General features: G+C 34.6%; 12 protein-coding genes. 9 read left to right on the forward strand and 3 right to left on the reverse strand.

Going from position 1 to position 16,837, the window contains the following annotated elements:
* Positions 1–295 (reverse strand): helix-turn-helix domain-containing protein (locus tag F6K40_RS04515; protein WP_293131974.1); only part of this gene is annotated, 295 nt, incomplete at its 3' end.
* Between the two features lie 250 nt (positions 296–545).
* On the opposite strand from F6K40_RS04515, the gene pstS (F6K40_RS04520) reads away from it, so the two are divergent.
* The 9 genes from pstS (F6K40_RS04520) (at position 546) to F6K40_RS04560 (ending at position 10,853) form a co-directional block, all read left to right on the forward strand.
* A complete protein-coding gene (pstS, locus tag F6K40_RS04520) occupies positions 546–1,631 on the forward strand; it encodes a phosphate ABC transporter substrate-binding protein PstS (RefSeq protein ID WP_293131977.1) in 1,086 nt (361 codons plus the stop codon).
* A 1,093-nt stretch (positions 1,632–2,724) separates the two neighbouring features.
* Complete coding sequence (gene pstS, locus F6K40_RS04525) at positions 2,725–3,789, forward strand: phosphate ABC transporter substrate-binding protein PstS (RefSeq protein ID WP_293131979.1); 1,065 nt, start codon at positions 2,725–2,727, stop codon at positions 3,787–3,789.
* 1,039 nt (positions 3,790–4,828) lie between these two features.
* The gene (pstC, locus tag F6K40_RS04530; RefSeq protein ID WP_293131982.1) at positions 4,829–5,791 is read left to right on the forward strand and encodes a phosphate ABC transporter permease subunit PstC; all 963 of its coding nucleotides are present in this window, start codon (positions 4,829–4,831) and stop codon (positions 5,789–5,791) included.
* Positions 5,792–6,132: 341 nt separating this feature from the next.
* Positions 6,133–7,095 (forward strand): phosphate ABC transporter permease PstA, encoded by a 963-nt coding sequence (gene pstA / locus F6K40_RS04535; RefSeq protein WP_293131985.1) that lies wholly within the window; start codon positions 6,133–6,135, stop codon positions 7,093–7,095.
* Positions 7,096–8,171: 1,076 nt separating this feature from the next.
* Entirely contained in the window at positions 8,172–8,993 is an 822-nt protein-coding gene (gene pstB, locus F6K40_RS04540) for a phosphate ABC transporter ATP-binding protein PstB (RefSeq protein ID WP_293131988.1), read from the forward strand.
* A gap of 780 nt (positions 8,994–9,773) precedes the next feature.
* Positions 9,774–9,902 carry a hypothetical protein gene (locus tag F6K40_RS04545; RefSeq protein ID WP_293131991.1) on the forward strand — a complete coding sequence of 43 codons (129 nt, stop codon included), beginning with the start codon at positions 9,774–9,776 and terminating at the stop codon, positions 9,900–9,902.
* 285 nt (positions 9,903–10,187) lie between these two features.
* A complete protein-coding gene (locus tag F6K40_RS04550; protein ID WP_293131994.1) occupies positions 10,188–10,403 on the forward strand; it encodes a hypothetical protein in 216 nt (71 codons plus the stop codon).
* A gap of 26 nt (positions 10,404–10,429) precedes the next feature.
* Positions 10,430–10,633 (forward strand): hypothetical protein, encoded by a 204-nt coding sequence (locus tag F6K40_RS04555; protein ID WP_293131997.1) that lies wholly within the window; start codon positions 10,430–10,432, stop codon positions 10,631–10,633.
* Positions 10,634–10,724: 91 nt separating this feature from the next.
* Positions 10,725–10,853 (forward strand): hypothetical protein, encoded by a 129-nt coding sequence (locus F6K40_RS04560; protein WP_293132000.1) that lies wholly within the window; start codon positions 10,725–10,727, stop codon positions 10,851–10,853.
* A 166-nt stretch (positions 10,854–11,019) separates the two neighbouring features.
* Here F6K40_RS04560 and F6K40_RS04565 read toward each other — a convergent pair whose 3' ends face one another.
* Complete coding sequence (locus tag F6K40_RS04565) at positions 11,020–12,489, reverse strand: response regulator (protein WP_293132003.1); 1,470 nt, start codon at positions 12,487–12,489, stop codon at positions 11,020–11,022.
* Positions 12,490–13,982: 1,493 nt separating this feature from the next.
* On the reverse strand, positions 13,983–16,181 hold the full coding sequence (locus F6K40_RS04570; protein WP_293132006.1) for an ATP-binding protein: 2,199 nt from the start codon (positions 16,179–16,181) through the stop codon (positions 13,983–13,985).
* Positions 16,182–16,837 lie beyond the last annotated feature (656 nt).

The raw sequence follows: 16,837 nt of genomic DNA on the forward strand, positions 1-16,837 counted from the left end.
GAATCGTAGTTTGCAAAACCTGAGAATGTACCTGGCCCAAATGCGGAAGTTGCTTCTTAGCTTTGGGCAGATTGTTTTGCTGACGGTGGTAAGACGGGAACGGTTCATCGGCCGGAATGATGTATTCGTTCTCCAACGAACACCTGTCCACCGAGCACTTACGCGAAGCAATCCAGTCCTTGAGTTCGCGCAAAGCGTAGTTGTACACGCCTCTGCAGGTCTCAAGCCACTCCAGCAGTTCGGTCTGCTGTGCGGCATTTGGATAGATTCGGTAAGTGTAGTTCATGTTCAGCATGGAGTTATTTTACCACGAATAGAGTGCGGTGGTAAATGCTTGCTTCGGGGGCATCGAAACCCACTCAGCAAGCGGCGAGACTCCATGTATCCCGATGCTGATACTTCGCATACAGCGCGAGAACATAAGTCCCGCGCTCTGAGAAGTTAACCTTTACTTGATATTTTCTTAACCTATTTTTAATTTCAGTATGTTCAAATATAATGCAATTGTGACTTTTGCTTAAAATCAATATCTAACTTTAATACTTATGACATTTAGTATCAATTTTAGTCAAATAATTCGTAATACTTCTAAAGCCTCCGTAGTAGCGTTAACAATTGGTCTAGCTACTACAATTGCTGGAGTAAAGTATAGCTTCGCTCAACAAAAAGTCAATCTTGTAGGTGCAGGAGCATCTTTTCCAGCACCCCTATATCAACGTTGGTTTGCTGATATGAGAGATAGTCGTTCTGATGTCGGAGTCGATTATCAATCAGTTGGTAGTGGTGCTGGTGTTGAAAGATTTACTAAAGAATTGGTAGATTTCGGTGCTAGTGATGTGGCAATGAAAGACGATGAAATTGCCAAAGTAGGCCGAGGAGTTATGATGTTGCCCATGACTGCGGGTAGTATTGTATTAGCTTACAACGTACCAGGTGTATCCAATCTGAAATTATCCAGAGAAGTTTATGTAGATATCCTTTTGGGTAAAATTAAAAAGTGGAACGACTCAAAAATTGCTGCTATTAATTCGGGCGTAAATTTACCAAATCTACCAATTACTGTAGTTCACCGTTCTGACGGTAGTGGAACTACAGGAGTTTTTACCAAGCATCTAAGTGCTATTAGTCCAGAATGGAAAAAAGAAGTAGGGGAAGGTAAAACTGTACAATGGCCAACAGGAGTTGGTGGTGCCAAAAATGACGGTGTAGCTGCTTTAATTCGTCAAACCAGAGGTGGCATAGGTTACATTGAGTTTGGTTTTTCTAAAAGTGCTGGTCTCCCTACTGCAGCTCTAGAAAATCAATCAGGTAATTACGTTAAGGCTTCTTTGGAATCTGCTAAAGCTACTCTGGCAGCAGTAAAATTACCTGGAAATCTTCGTGCTTTTATTAGTGACCCTGAAGGTAGTAATTCTTATCCTATCGTTACTTATACTTGGATGCTGATTTATAAGGAATATCCTAATGCAGCTAAAGCAAGAGGTATAGAAAAAATGATTGAATATGGATTAAATGAGGGGCAAAAGGTAAGTGCTGATTTAGGTTATATTCCACTGCCTGATAATGTTCGTCAAACAGTTGCTAAAGCAGCGGATAAAATTAGCTCTGGCTATCAAATTAGTCTTAAATAATTGGTAGTGAAAACTAATTCAACCCTTCTTATATTTTTATAGAAAAGAAGGGTTTAATAATTAATAATTAATAATTAATAATTAATAATTATTAATTACATATTTTAAAAAAGAAGAGGATTGGTTAAAAGTAATTTTTTTGTTCTCTTTGTCGATTGGATAGACCGCTTTTTTATCCTTGAAAGGAGAGGGTTTAAACTTGAATTTTTTAGTAAATTTTGACTATAAATATTTAGGTTATGGTTGAGGAGTCAGGAGTCAGAATAGATAGTCATACTATTAAAAATCACAACGGTTAATTATTTTAATTTACCAATACAAACCCAAATCTAAGCAAATAACAAAAGGTAAAAATTAATCTAAGTCAAAGTGTTTATAAGTAAGCCTTCACCTATTAGCATTCAGCTATCAGCTTTTGATACAAATTTTATGTAAAGTTGCACAGAATCTTGAAAAATCAAACTCGTTGTTCTTGCGCTTCACTTGAGAGCAAACGAACGCTTTTTCCGCTTTATTGAGGAAGCTTTAAAGGTGAATTAATTATTAATTATTCGGTAAAAACTAATCTTAAAACAGCATCAAATGACTAATACTTATTAGGTTATGATAGATGAACAAATATGCTATTAATTATTATTTGAAATTATCACCGTTCAAGAATGCGAAGCATAACCAAGTAAAGGTGGGATTCAGAAAAACCAACCTTAAATTAAGAACTAATATTTTCCTTGAAGAGATTAACATTAATCCATTTTCTTTATCCTCATTAGTAAGGAAATAAAACTTGATTTATAACTAACGATTCATATCTTATTATGATGAGGATAAAACTCAGTTTATTTTTTACCTAAATTAAGACAATAACTCCCACTGTAATTTGTGATTTAGTGGTGATACTCTCAACTATTTCCCATAGTATCTTGATTCGACTTAAAATTACAGAATTTTTCTCAGACAATTTGAGGAACATTTCCAAATGTTTAACCCAATAATTCACAATAATAAACAAGGATTAACCTTTCTTTAACCTGAATATGTTAAGCTTTGATTTATTCTTTTTGATGTTTAGAGAAATATAAAAATCTAAATAATTATGGAACTTGGTATAAATCTTTCTGGAATAACTCGTATTACTGCCAGAGTATCAGCAGTAGCTCTAACAATTGGTTTAGCTGCCTGTGGTGGTGGTGGTCAAGTAAACTTAGTTGGTGCTGGAGCTTCTTTTCCATCACCTATTTATCAACGTTGGTTTCAAGACCTGAGTAATAGTGACCCTAATCTACAAGTAGATTATCAGTCAGTGGGTAGTGGAGCTGGTGTTGAGAGATTTACTCAAGAATTGGTAGATTTTGGTGCTTCTGATGTGGCAATGAAAGATGAGGAAATTGCCCAAGTAGGACGAGGAGTTATCTTACTGCCAATGACTGCGGGTTGTATTGTTTTAGCTTACAATTTGCCCAATGTTCCTAATATCAAACTTTCTAGAGAAGTTTATGTAGATATCCTTTTGGGTAAAATTACACAATGGAACGAGCCAAAGATAACAGCAATTAATCCTGGCGTAACTTTGCCAGACAAAACAATTACGGTTGTATCTCGTTCTGATGGTAGTGGTACAACTGGAGTTTTCACTAAGCATTTAAGTGCTATTAGTCCAGAGTGGAAAGAGAAAGTAGGGGAAGGCAAAACTGTTCAATGGCCAGTAGGTGTTGGTGGTCAGAAAAATGATGGTGTAGCTAATTTGATTCGTCAAACTGAGGGAGCAATAGGATATGTTGAGTATGGTTATGCTAATAATGCTGGTCTAAATATGGCTGCCCTGCAAAATAAATCTGGTAAATATATTGAGCCTAAATTTGAATCAGCATCCGCAACTTTAGCGGCAGTTAAATTACCTGAAAATTTACGAGCTTTTATTACTGATCCAGAAGGGGATAATTCTTATCCAATAGTAACTTACACTTGGATGCTTGCTTATCGTCAATATGATGATCCAGCGAAAGCTCAAGGTATGGAAAAAATGATTGAATATGGCTTAAATGAAGGACAAAAGGTAAGTGCTGAATTAGGTTATATTCCTCTACCTGATAATGTACGTCAAAAAGTTCTAGAAACTGCCGACAAAATCAGTCCAGATTACAATATGACTCTCAAATAGCATCAAAAAAAAATTTAATTCAGAACTCAGAATTCTGAATTAAATTTATTGTGATTTTTGGCAATGTCATATAACCTGAATATTAGTCTTAGACAATCTATCAAATTAACTTAATCACGGCTGAAAAAGGTATGATGAAAGTTAGAGATAAATCTAGTCTTATGTAGTCAAATTATGTCAAATATATTCGTTTATTTGTACAAAAAATTTATTAAATATCTGACAAGATTTAATAAATCTTGACGACCTGTTTATAGTATAATGAAATTGTCTGAGAGTTCCAGACTAAATAGTTATAAAAATTCCGAACTACTCGAATCCTAATATAATTTTAAATCCTTGATTTATGAAATTAGTTGAGAGATTTATGATTCAAGCAATACATCGGTTTTATGCTGAAATTGACAGACTATGTTTCTTGTCTAAAAATCTCTTAAACTCATGCTAATTATTTAGTTCGTCAGTCTTGGATATTTGAAAATAAGAATCTATCTTACTATGACTTACTGCGTACACTCTCTAATCAAGTAAACTATCAAGCAATGCCAGCTAAAGTATCTCAACAAATATTGATGATACTAGATAAAAACTGTAAAAGCTTTTAAAGTTTATAAACAGAACCAATCAAAGTTTAAATCTCGTCCTCGTCTTCCTAGATATAAAAATAAAATGACTGGAAGAAATGTTCTATTTGAATATATTTTTATGAACTATATACCTATTGGCGCTAGATAGACTTCATTAATGGATAATTACCTCAAGGAAAACCTTCAATAATTAATAATTAACAATTAATAATTAATAATTACCTCTTCTTTTTAATAAGAGGATTGGTTAAAAAGAAAATTTTTTTTCTTCTCTTGGTTGATTGGATATGGTTAGGTAACCAATCCATCCCTCAACCGCTTTTTCTCCTTGAAAGGAGAGGCTTTAAACCTTGATTTTTCGGTAACGGAATTGAATATAAGGAAATATCCTAGAACTTTTTTTCTCCTTAAAAAGAGAGGCTTTATACCTTTATTTTTCGCTAAAAAATTATATGGTTGCAAAATCTCAAGTTCAACAAGATACTCGGTCTCGGAGTAATGCAGAAAAAACCTTTGATAATGGTTTTATTGCCCTAACTAAAATTTTTGCTTGGGGTATAGCAGCTATTCTCATATTAATGGCTTTAACAGTAGCTTCCCAAGCAATACCATCTCTGAATGAATTTGGTTTTAGCTTTTTATTTAAAAGTGTTTGGAACCCTGTTAAAGAAGATTATGGCGCATGGCCAATGATTGTTGGAACCTTAGTTAGTTCAGTATTATCTCTGTTTATTGCAGTTCCTCTTGGTCTCGGTACGGCAATATTTTTAAGTGAAAATTTTATCCCTCCAAAAATTAGTACCCCATTAACTTTTATGGTGGAATTACTAGCAGCTATTCCTAGTGTAGTTTATGGTTTATGGGGTATTTATGTTTTGCTTCCTTTTCTAGAACCAATAGAAGCTTTTCTGGGTAAATATCTGGGTTGGATTCCACTTTTTTCTATTCCTGATGGGGTTCGTGCTGGAGGTCCGGGAATGTTTCCTGCCGTTATTATTTTATCAATAATGATTTTGCCAATTATTACGGCAATTTCTCGTGATTCTCTGGCAAGTCTACCACCTGAATTACGACAAGCTTCTTTAGGTTTAGGAGCTAGCCGTTGGGGTACTATTATTAGAGTATTAATTCCAGCAGCTTTTTCAGGAATTGTTGGTGGTGTAATGTTAGGTTTGGGTAGAGCAATGGGAGAAACTATGGCTGTAACAATGTTAATTGGTAATGCTAATTCGATTAAAGTTACCCTTTTTGCTCCTTCTAATACTATTGCTTCTTTGATGGCAAACCAATTTGCTGAAGCTTCTGGTTTACAACTTTCTGCTCTGATGTATACAGGAGTTGTTTTGTTTGCTTTAACTCTAATTGTAAATATATTAGCTAATTGGGTTGTGAATAAAATTAAGGCTAAGTATTAATAATTAATAATTAATAATTAATAATTAATAATAGACTGTTTGTAAAAGGAATATTAAATCCAGGCGTAGGGTTGATTAGGTGGCAATAATACGTGAATCGTAGCCAAAGTTTAAGTTTCCGCACCCCACCCATGGAACATTAAGCACTCTAGCCTTCTTAATCTTTGATTGAAAAACAGTCTCTAATTAATAATGGATAATTAATCCCTAGATGTTTAAAGACTCTGTAATCAATATTCATTATTTTTCCTCTAGGTTAGTTATAACAATAATTTTTAACGCTGACCTACTAAATTTCATTAGAACTACCAATTTTTATGCTCATATCATCTTAATTAATTATGGCGGATACTACCTACAACCCACAATCTTCTGAATCTATTATTAACCTCAAAAGAAATCCTAAAAAACCAAGGGAAATTTTCAATAAAGTGATGACAGCATTATCAGGTGCTTGCATATTTATCACTCTTATCCCTCTCTTTGCTGTATTAATTTATGTTTTTATCAAAGGAGTAGCTCGTTTAAACCTAGATTTATTTACTAAATTACCTCCCGCAGCAGGTCAAACTACAGGTGGCATTGCTAATGCTATTTTAGGTACAATTATGGTAGTAGCGATCGCTAGTTTAATTGCTGTACCTTTTGGCATTTTAGCAGCAGTTTATTTATCAGAATTTAGTGACGAAGTAACTGCCCGTCCAATTCGATTTGCTACTAATGTTTTGAGTGGTGTACCATCAATTATTGCTGGGGTATTTGCCTATACTTTACTGGTTTTAACTATGGGTTTTTCAGCATTTGCTGGAGGAGTTGCTTTATCAATTTTGATGTTACCTACTATTATTAGAACTACTGATGAAGCTTTACAAATAGTTCCTAGAGATATTAGATGGGCATCTGTAGGAGTTGGTGCTTCTAATTATCAAACTGTTTTACAGATAGTTTTACCTGCTGCTTTACCAGGTATCATTACAGGTATTACTCTTGCCATTGCTCGTGCTGCTGGAGAAACAGCTCCACTACTTTTTACTGTGGTTTATTCAAATAATTGGCCTCGTCTTATTACTTTTAAGTGGATTTCTTTAGTACCATTTATTGATTTTATCAAAGTACCGTTACCATCTTTTGATTTTTTATTTTCTCCTACATTGCCATCTTTATCATATCTAGTATATGAGTTTGCTCGTAGCTTTGACTTGGTTTTACAAGAGTTTGCTTGGGCAGGATCTTTGGTGCTAATTTTATTGGTTTTAATTACCAGTATTCTTTCTCGTTGGGCAACCAGTCAGAAGAAGTTTTGATGATTAACTAATAGTTAGGTTTTGAGGAGAAATTAATTTATGCCTTTTGGGTCTATCAGGGAAAATAAATTGAGATAACTAATAGCAATTTGGTTGAAAAATTTCACAATAAGGAGAATTACAGAGTCAATTACAAAAACAAACTGAAAAATGTTTAACCTCAAATAAAATCAATAAATTAACGACAAAATGTAGTTTTAAAGTAGAGATTTATGTACATCAAGCAAGCAGAATAATAATTAATAATCTACTAGAAAACCAGATTGGAACACCAGATTGGAACATTAGTAATAGGGAATAATCGCTCAATGGAAACAAGACATTAATTTAGGGAAAATAAATAACCAAAATTTTGTGCAAATTATTCTGCTTCCAAATGCTTATGCTGATTTATGGAGAGGAATTAGGAGTAATTCTCCATACGAATAATACCATTTTGAAAAAAGAATGTTACGAATAATAAGGGTAACAAAAATATTTTCTAGGAGATGTATCTTTGGATAAAAAAAGTGATTTAATCCCTGAAAAAAGGTATTTAAACTATTCATTATGACTCCTGACTCCTGACTCCTGACTCCTAAAAATACCCTAACTATTTTTCGCAAACATTTATCAAATTGGTATAACACCTGGAAAAGTAAGTTGATAGATAGATGAATATTTCTCTGTAAATTTACAAACTCTATAGACATCTTACAAAAATTTTAATTCAATCAATTGCCAGATATGAAATCAACAATTTCATCCCTGTATTCCCCATTCCCTGACTTCTGCAAGAAATCTTATGAAATATTACTTTTAAACGATAAAATCTCAGCTTTAAAGACAAACTAAGATCGAAGTTTTGAATAAAATTTTTGATTGATTAAGATAATTAGTAATTACAGTAACTGAAGTATTCAAAACTAATTTACTTTTTAAACTCTGATGGTGGAAGATTTCATTCCGATTAAATCTCAAAAACACTCTTACCTGTTGCTTCTTGCCTATTCTCAGCAAAAATTTGTTCAGCATATCCTAAATAATAGATACAAAAATAATTTTTAGACTAAATTAAAATTACGAGGTTATATTTTATGCCGGAGTCTCAAGTAAATCTTTCTAAACAAAATTCTGCTCCTGCTCTTTCAGCAGAAAACGTTGACATTTATTACGGAGATTTTAAAGCCGTAAAAGGTGTTTCATTAGAAATTCCTAAGAATAAAGTAACTGCTTTTATCGGACCTTCAGGTTGTGGTAAAAGTACATTATTACGATGCTTTAATCGTCTGAATGATCTGATTAGTATTTTCCGTTTAGAAGGTCGTATTCTTTATCATAATCAAAATATTTATGACTCGGATATTGATCCTGTAGAAATTCGCCGTCGTATCGGAATGGTGTTTCAAAAACCTAATCCTTTTCCTAAGTCAATTTACGATAATATTGCTTATGGAGTTAGAATTAATGGTTTGGCTAAATCTAAAGAAGAAATGGATGAAATAGTCGAGCGATCGCTACGACAAGCTGTTTTATGGGATGAGGTTAAGGATAAATTGGGGCAAAGTGGTTTTGCTTTGTCTGGAGGTCAACAACAACGTTTGTGTATTGCTCGTGCGGTTGCTGTTAGTCCGGATGTGGTTTTAATGGATGAACCTTGTGCTTCTCTTGACCCTATTTCTACTATTAAAGTAGAGGAGTTAATTAACGAACTCAAGGAAAATTATACTATTATTATTGTGACTCATAATATGCAGCAGGCGACTAGGGTTGCTGATGTAACTGCCTTTTTTAATGCGAAAGCTGAAGAGGGTGGTAAACGCTTTGGTTATTTAGTGGAATTTGATGAAACTCACAATATTTTCCAAAACCCAAAGGAAGAAGCGACTCAACAGTATGTAAGTGGTCGTTTTGGTTAAAATAGGGAGTAGGCAGTAGGGAATAGGCAGTAGATTTTTGAGGAATTTACTTTCTGCCTTCTGCTTTCTGCCTGATAATTTCTGGTCCTATAGAACTTATTTGATGTCTTTGAGGTTGATTTTCTTTTCTACAACGTTCGCGATATAGCTGTTGCACTTGCTCCGCTTAACCTGTCGGCGACAACCGAAAAGTGGAACTGAGTTCTATTATTGAAAAACAATACTTTCTTGGTTGAATAAAAAGTCATGTATATAGGCGAGTGACCCCTGATGATATTTATGATATCACACTTTTTGTGAGGATGTAAATAAAAATTCTTTGTCGTGGCGATTTTTTTATTGGCTTTCAGAAAATGAAAATATATAAAATTTTCCTTCCTTAGTTATTACTATTGAACAATAGTCGTTTCATTTGCTGAAGCTTCCGGAGGTAGCGGTGAAAATTTTCCTTCCTTGTTATCGCCTTGAGAGAAATCGTCGTTTCATTTGTTGAAGCTCCCGGAGGCGACGGTGAAAATTTTTCCCTTTTATTGCCTTGAGAGAAATCGTCATTTCATTGACTGAAGCTCCCGGAGGTGGCGGGTGGAAATTTTCCTCTTTTATTTATTGCGGATAGAGCAGGAGTCGTTTCATTTGTTGAAGCTCCCGGAGGTGGTGGTGAAAATTTTCCTTCCTTGTTATCGCCTTGAGAGAAATCGTCGTTTCATTGACTGAAGCTCCCGGAGGTGGCGGTGAAAATTTTCCTTCCTTGTTATCGCCTTGAGAGAAATCGTCGTTTCATTGACTGAAGCTCCCGGAGGTGGCGGGTGGAAATTTTCCTTCCTTGTTATCGCCTTGAGAGAAATCGTCGTTTCATTGACTGAAGCTCCCGGAGGTGGCGGTGAAAATTTTTCCCTTTTATTGCCTTGAGAGAAATCGTCATTTCATTTGCTGAAGCTCCCGGAGGTGGCGGGTGGAAATTTTCCTCTTTTATTTATTGCGGATAGAGCAGGAGTCGTTTCATTTGTTGAAGCTCTCGGAGGTGGCGGTGAAAATTTTTCTCTTTGATTGCCTTGAGAGAAATCGTCGTTTCATTTGTTGAAGCTCCCGGAGGTGGCGGTGAAAATTTTTCTCTTTGATTGCCTTGAGAGAAATCGTCGTTTCATTTGTTGAAGCTCTCGGAGGCGACGGTGAAAATTTTTCTCTTTGATTGCCTTGAGAGAAATCGTCGTTTCATTTGTTGAAGCTCCCGGAGGTGGCGGGTGGAAATTTTCCTTCCTTGTTATCGCCTTGAGAGAAATAGTCGTTTCATTTGCTGAAGCTCCCGGAGGTGGCGGGTGGAAATTTTCCTTCCTTGTTATCGCCTTGAGAGAAATCGTCGTTTCATTGACTGAAGCTCTCGGAGGTGGCGGTGAAAATTTTTCCCTTTGATTGCCTTGAGAGAAATCGTCATTTCATTGACTGAAGCTCCCGGAGGTGGCGGGTGGAAATTTTCCTTCCTTGTTATCGCCTTGAGAGAAATCGTCATTTCATTGACTGAAGCTCCCGGAGGTGGCGGGTGGAAATTTTCCTCTTTTATTGCTCAATCAGCAAGAGTCGTTTCATTTGCTGAAGCTCTCGGAGGTGGTGGTGAAAATTTTCCTTCCTTGTTATCGCCTTGAGAGAAATCGTCGTTTCATTGACTGAAGCTCTCGGAGGTGGCGGTGAAAATTTTCCTTCCTTGTTATCGCCTTGAGAGAAATCGTCGTTTCATTGACTGAAGCTCCCGGAGGTGGCGGGTGGAAATTTTCCTCTTTTATTACTCAATCAGCAAGAGTTGTTTCATTGGTTGAAGCTCTCGGAGGTGGTGGTGAAAATTTTCCTTCCTTGTTATCGCCTTGAGAGAAATCGTCGTTTCATTGACTGAAGCTCTCGGAGGTGGAGGGTGAAAATTTTTCTCTTTTATTGCTCAATCAGCAAGAGTCGTTTCATTTGCTGAAGCTCTCGGAGGTGGTGGAGAAAATTTTCCTCTTTGATTGCCTTGAGAGAAATCGTCGTTTCATCTTTATTAAAAATTCGGCTCGACTAAATTTACTTCATTTTTTCCCATTTGCACTAAACCTAGTTTTTCTCGGCAACGTTCAATATATAAACCAGCAATATTATCAATAGAGTTGAGCTTTTTTACTTGTTGAAAATATTCTAAAGCTGCTGCATATTTACCAAGCTTCCACCCCTTAACTCCTTTATTAAATATTGATAGAGTTGCAACTTTTTTCGGTTCTATCAGATTCTTCTCAGTACCCAATAATTCATAAATATTTACAGCCTTCTGCTTTCCACGAAGCTTCACTTTATCAATCCACCTGTAATAAATTTTGTCAGAATAACTAGGCTGATTATTCTGATTATTTTGAATCTGATTACTGAAATTTTCTTGGTTATTAAGACTATTATCTTTAGTTTCTATCCGTTTTGCTATTTGACAATTATTTTGACACATTTCTATTTCAGAGATAACTTGCTCACTGACAATAATTGAGCATCCATAAGTCTTAGTTAAACTTTCTAAACGTGAAGCAGTATTAACAACATCTCCAATAACTGTAGAATCCATTCTTTTTGCAGAACCCAAAGTACCAATAACACCAAAACCTGTATGAATACCAATACCAATTTTTACAGGTTCTCTCAGATTATATTTCTGATAATTAACATTAAAATCTTGCAAACTTTCCTGCATCATTACAGCAGCTTTTAAGCCATTTAAACTATGACATTCATATTTATCAAATACTGCCATAATTGCATCACCTAAAAATTTATCTATAAATCCTTGATTAGCCGAAATACAAACACTCATTCGCTCAAAAAAAGAATTTAACCATTTAAAAGTATCTCTAGCATTTTGTGATTCAGCTATTGCGGTAAATCCTCTAATATCACAAAATAAAACTGTTAATTCTTCTTCTTTCCCATCTCCAAGCTGAATAGAATTTAATCCTTCAGGAGCTATTCTTGATAAAAATTGCTCTGGTACAAACAATCGAAATTTCTCTGATAAAACCTGATTAATTTGCAATGCTGCTGATAATTGTAAATCGCTTTGTTCATCTACTTGTTGACTATTTTGAGATTTCGTAGCTTGAGAACGTATTTGATTTAGCTGCAAAATATTAGCTACTTTTGCTAAAAGTAAACGAGTATTAAATGGTTTTGTAATATAGTCATCCCCCATCAACTCTAAACCTTTCAATTGAGATTTTTCATCATCTAAAGCTGTTAAGAAAATTATGGGAACTGTCTTTAACTGTGGATTATCACGTAAAGATTTACAAACTTCAAATCCATCAATTTCAGGCATCATTATATCTAGTAATATTAGATCGGGCGGAGATTGACTAGCAATTTGTAATGCTTCTTTGCCATTGTTTGCTGATATAGTGGCGTAGCCTTCTAATGCTAATATTTCTTCTAATAGAATTAGATTATTTGGCTCATCATCAACCACTAGAATACATGGCTGTTTGTTAGACATATCATTTAATGAATAATGGATAATTGATAATTGATAATGGATAATTGATAATGAAAACTATCTCTAGTTAGGGTTTGCTGAAAAAGTATTTTTCTAGAAATAGGAGTCAGGAGGAATATGGATAATTGATAATGGATAATGGATAATGAAAACTATCTCTAATTAGGGTTTGCTGAAAAAGTATTTTGCTAGAAGTAGGACTCAGAAAGAATCTGCATAATCGATAATTGATAATAGATAATTGATAATGAAAACTATCTCTAATTAGGGTTTCCTGAAAAAGTATTTTGCTAGAAGTTAAGAGTCAGGAAGAATATGGAATTTAGAAGAGGTAGTCAGATATTTTATTCCTTGAGTTTTCTGTAATAGTCAGCTCAAAATCCTAATTTTTTTGCCGCTCAAGCTTCAAAAGTTACACCTTTTTTCCCTATAAAAAGTCTAAAACCTTTATCTGTCAATGCTTTGATATTTAATCGGCAGAGCAATAATTATCAATTATTAATTATTACTCTTATAAGTTAAGTAGGTAGGCGTGAATAAATGTCACTATGTAAGGAAATTTTAAAGCAGTTGAAATCCTTGAGATTGCTTCCTTCCGCTCCGCTCCAGTCGCTTCGGACGTACTTGTAAATTTTTTCACCTACCTACTTAGTTGTACAAAATTAATTACACATTTAATTACACATATTTAGAAGAAGGAATATATTTTATAAAAATCATATATAGCAGTCGAATCCCTTTTAGGGAGAGGTAATTATCAATTATCAATTATCCATTAATTGAAGATATGTTTAGGAATGCTATAGCCAAATTGTGAAAGTTTTATTCACTCGTAATTACATGATTTTAATAAAAAAAAGTATTATCTTTATTAAAGTCACTAATTTTTTTTGCTCCTCTAACTTTTGCTTGACTTAGTATCTTGTCAAATAAATTATTGAGATGTATCTAAGCAATAAAAAATACTTTCAATAATTTTAACCTCACTACAAAATTATTGTGTAACTATATGTTTTCTTTTTTCCAGATTATCCAACTCCTTCTATTTTTTTCTTCAATATTTATTCCTTATTTATTCCTTCTTGTCTCTTGCTTCTTGCTTATTCTTTTCTTTAACTAATTATTGCTCTGCTGATTAAATCTTGCGCCCATTTACAGATAAAGACTCAAGCCTTTTGTAGGTCAAAAAAAGTGCCTGGTTTTCAATCCCAAATGCTCAAAAAGTGAGTATTTTGGGCAGAGACTTGGGTAGAAAAATTGAGGGACAATTATTACCGAATAATTAATAATTAAATAATTAAATAATTAAATAATTCAGCTTTGTTAGCCTCTCCTTTCAAGGGGAAAAAATACATTTTTTCCCTACCGCATCAATCCTCTCCCATTTAGGGAGAGGTAATTATCCATTATCCATTAATGAATTCTACCTCCTAGCTCACTCCCCGTTTCTCCTAACTCCTACCCCTACCACTCATACTTTCCATACCAAAACTCTAATTACTCAGCAAAGACTTTACAGTAGAAATCATCTCCTCAATATTTAAAGGCTTACTAAGATAAGCCAATGCACCAGCATTCAAACATCTTTCTCGATCGCCCGCCATTGCCATTGCAGTTACAGCAATAACTGGTACAGACTGCCATATAGAATGAGCCTTGATTCTCTTAATTAATTCTAACCCATCAATCTCTGGTAACTGAATATCCATCAAAATTAAATTCGGAAGATTTGGAGAAGTAACCAAAGGAGAATTAATCGTATCTAACATAGTTTTACCATCACTAATTAACTCAACTTCATAACCCTCTAACTCCAATACTTGAGAAATTAAAAGTTGGTTTAATGGTTGATCTTCAACAATCAAAATCCTAGCAGATTTTTCACTTTCTACTCTTTCATCAAGACTACCCTCCAAAGATACTTGAAAATCCTCTTTCAATGGAGAATTAACTATTAATTCTTCCCGCATTTCTGTTAATGGTAACCAAACACGAAAAGTGCTACCCTTGCTAACTTGAGAATCTAAAGACATAGTACCCCCATGCAATTCAGCCAATCTTTTTGTCAAAGCTAGACCTAAACCCGTACCTTCATGCTTTCTAGATAAAGAAGAGTCAACCTGTTGAAAAGGTCTAAATAACATTTCCCATCTATCTTCAGGAATACCAATGCCAGAATCTTTCACCTCCAAACATAAATAGGGTGTACTAGAATTAATTGGAGAACGATCCGGTCGATAATCACCTTGAATTTGACTACCATAAGCCAAACTTCCACTAAGTTTAACTTTTCCCCCTTCAGGCGTAAACTTAATAGCATTAGAAAGTAAATTAATAATTATTTGCCTAACCCGACGCTGATCGAGATAAACTGTAGATATACGATAATCTAACTCTAGGGATAAAGCCAATCTTTTTTTATCAGCTCGTGGCTGAATCATTCTCAAACAATCTGTACAAACTTCGTGAATATTAATTACCTCTAAACTTAACTCTGTTTTCCCAGACTCAATCTTAGATAAATCCAAAATATCATTAATCAGTTCTAATAGATGTTGACCGCTTTTTTGAATAAGTCGAACTTGATTAACTTGGCGATCGCTTAACGGCTCCGATATTTGTCGTTGGAGTAAATCAGAAAACCCTAAAATACTATTTAGTGGGGTTCTCAATTCATGGGACATAGAAGCCAAAAACTCTGATTTTAACTGAGAAGAACGCTCTAATTCTTCATTAATTTGACGAAGACGTTCTTGAGACTGTGCCCTTTCTATTGCCACTCCTAAAGTACGACAAGCTGCAAACAACATATCCTTTTGAGCAGCTTCTTGTAGTTTTTGCACGTCGCGAGATTCGAGAGTTAAAATTCCAATAATTGTCCCATCTGTCGCTGGAATTGGAAAAATACCTAGTTGGCCAATAGCAGGATAACGAAATCCTGGTATTGAATTCGGATGACTGGCATAATTTTCAACATACATCGGTTCCCCAGTTTCTACAACCTGCCATAGTAGTCCTTGGCCATAAGAAATACCTTTTTTCAACAAATTTTCCATGTCAGCTACTGCTGGTTTACCATAAGTGGCAATAAATTCAGAATTAATTTGATTAGAAATTGGCCCTGCTTGACGATTTTTTCCTTCCCCATTGATCACTTTGACATCCCCAAAGGCAGCATTCATTACCTCTACCAGATAATTGAGGGCAAACTGGGCAATTTCTCTTAAGCTGTCTGAATATTGGAGTCGTTCGTTGAGACCTAAGAGAAATCTTAATCTTCTTAACTCTGCATTGAGGTTAGCTTGAGACCGTTGATATATACTTACATCTCGAAATATCAATAGATGGCCTCCATCTGATGTGAGTGTGCAGTCCACTTTTAGGGAAGTACCATTAGCTTGTTCAATATATAATAATTGACTTTCTCTTTCGATCTTGAGCAGACAGTTTTGTACTTGTTGACATTGTTCGGTTGACCAATAACCTTGAGCAACTATTTCGGCAAAGATGGCATCGCTATGGGGTTTTTGAGCTAACCACTCTGGTAATAATCCCCAAATTTCTAACAGTTTCTGATTAAATAGAATTAAGTGATTAGAATTATCGAACAGAGCAATACCATTATCTATTTGGTTAAGAATGAGTTCTTGCTCTCCCTTCAACCTTTGTAAATCAATTTCAAAATCATCCATTTTTTATCTGTATATTTTTGTCATTGCTAATTATACTTCGTGGCAGTTGTCAGGGAATAGGGAATAGGGAATAGGGAATAGGGGGATAAAATTGTTCACTTCAGCTCTTGAATTGATTTAATTTAAACTTTTGCAAGAGGTCTATTAAATCTCAAGACAAATTAAGGTTTCTTGACAGAAATTTAGATTGTTTGAAATTGATTAATAGTGATAGTAGTTAGATTACTTTTGCAATCCTAGTCACAACCTTACTAAAGATATTTTACTGATAGATTGATTAAGTTAATTTTTTAGACTTCGTGGCAGTTGTCAGGGAATCGGGAATCGGGAATCGGGAATCGGGGGATAAAATTGTTCACTTCAGCTCTTGAATTGATTTAATTTAAACTTTTGCAAGAGGTCTATTAAATATCAAGACAAGTTAAGTTTTCTTGACAGAAATTTAGATTGTTTGAAATTGATTAATAGTGATAGTAGTTAGATTACTTTTGCAATCCTAGTCACAACCTTACTAAAGATATTTTACTGATAGATTGATTAAGTTAATTTTTTAGACTTCGTGGCAGTTGTCAGGGAATCGGGAATCGGGAATCGGGAATCGGGGGATAAAATTGTTCACTTCAGCTCTTGAATTGATTTAATTTAAACTTTTGCAA

Origin of the sequence: Okeania sp. SIO3I5 (assembly GCF_010672085.1) — a bacterium.
Classification (GTDB): Bacteria; Cyanobacteriota; Cyanobacteriia; order Cyanobacteriales; family Microcoleaceae; genus Trichodesmium.

What these genes read in the sequence shown, in the direction of transcription:
- pstS (WP_293131979.1), top strand. Translation starts at nt 2,725, where the DNA reads ATGGAACTTGGTATAAATCTTTCTGGAATAACTCGTATTACTGCCAGA.
- pstB (WP_293131988.1), top strand. Translation starts at nt 8,172, where the DNA reads ATGCCGGAGTCTCAAGTAAATCTTTCTAAACAAAATTCTGCTCCTGCT.
- pstA (WP_293131985.1), top strand. Translation starts at nt 6,133, where the DNA reads ATGGCGGATACTACCTACAACCCACAATCTTCTGAATCTATTATTAAC.
- F6K40_RS04565 (WP_293132003.1), bottom strand. Translation starts at nt 12,489, where the DNA reads ATGTCTAACAAACAGCCATGTATTCTAGTGGTTGATGATGAGCCAAAT.
- F6K40_RS04570 (WP_293132006.1), bottom strand. Translation starts at nt 16,181, where the DNA reads ATGGATGATTTTGAAATTGATTTACAAAGGTTGAAGGGAGAGCAAGAA.
- pstS (WP_293131977.1), top strand. Translation starts at nt 546, where the DNA reads ATGACATTTAGTATCAATTTTAGTCAAATAATTCGTAATACTTCTAAA.
- pstC (WP_293131982.1), top strand. Translation starts at nt 4,829, where the DNA reads ATGGTTGCAAAATCTCAAGTTCAACAAGATACTCGGTCTCGGAGTAAT.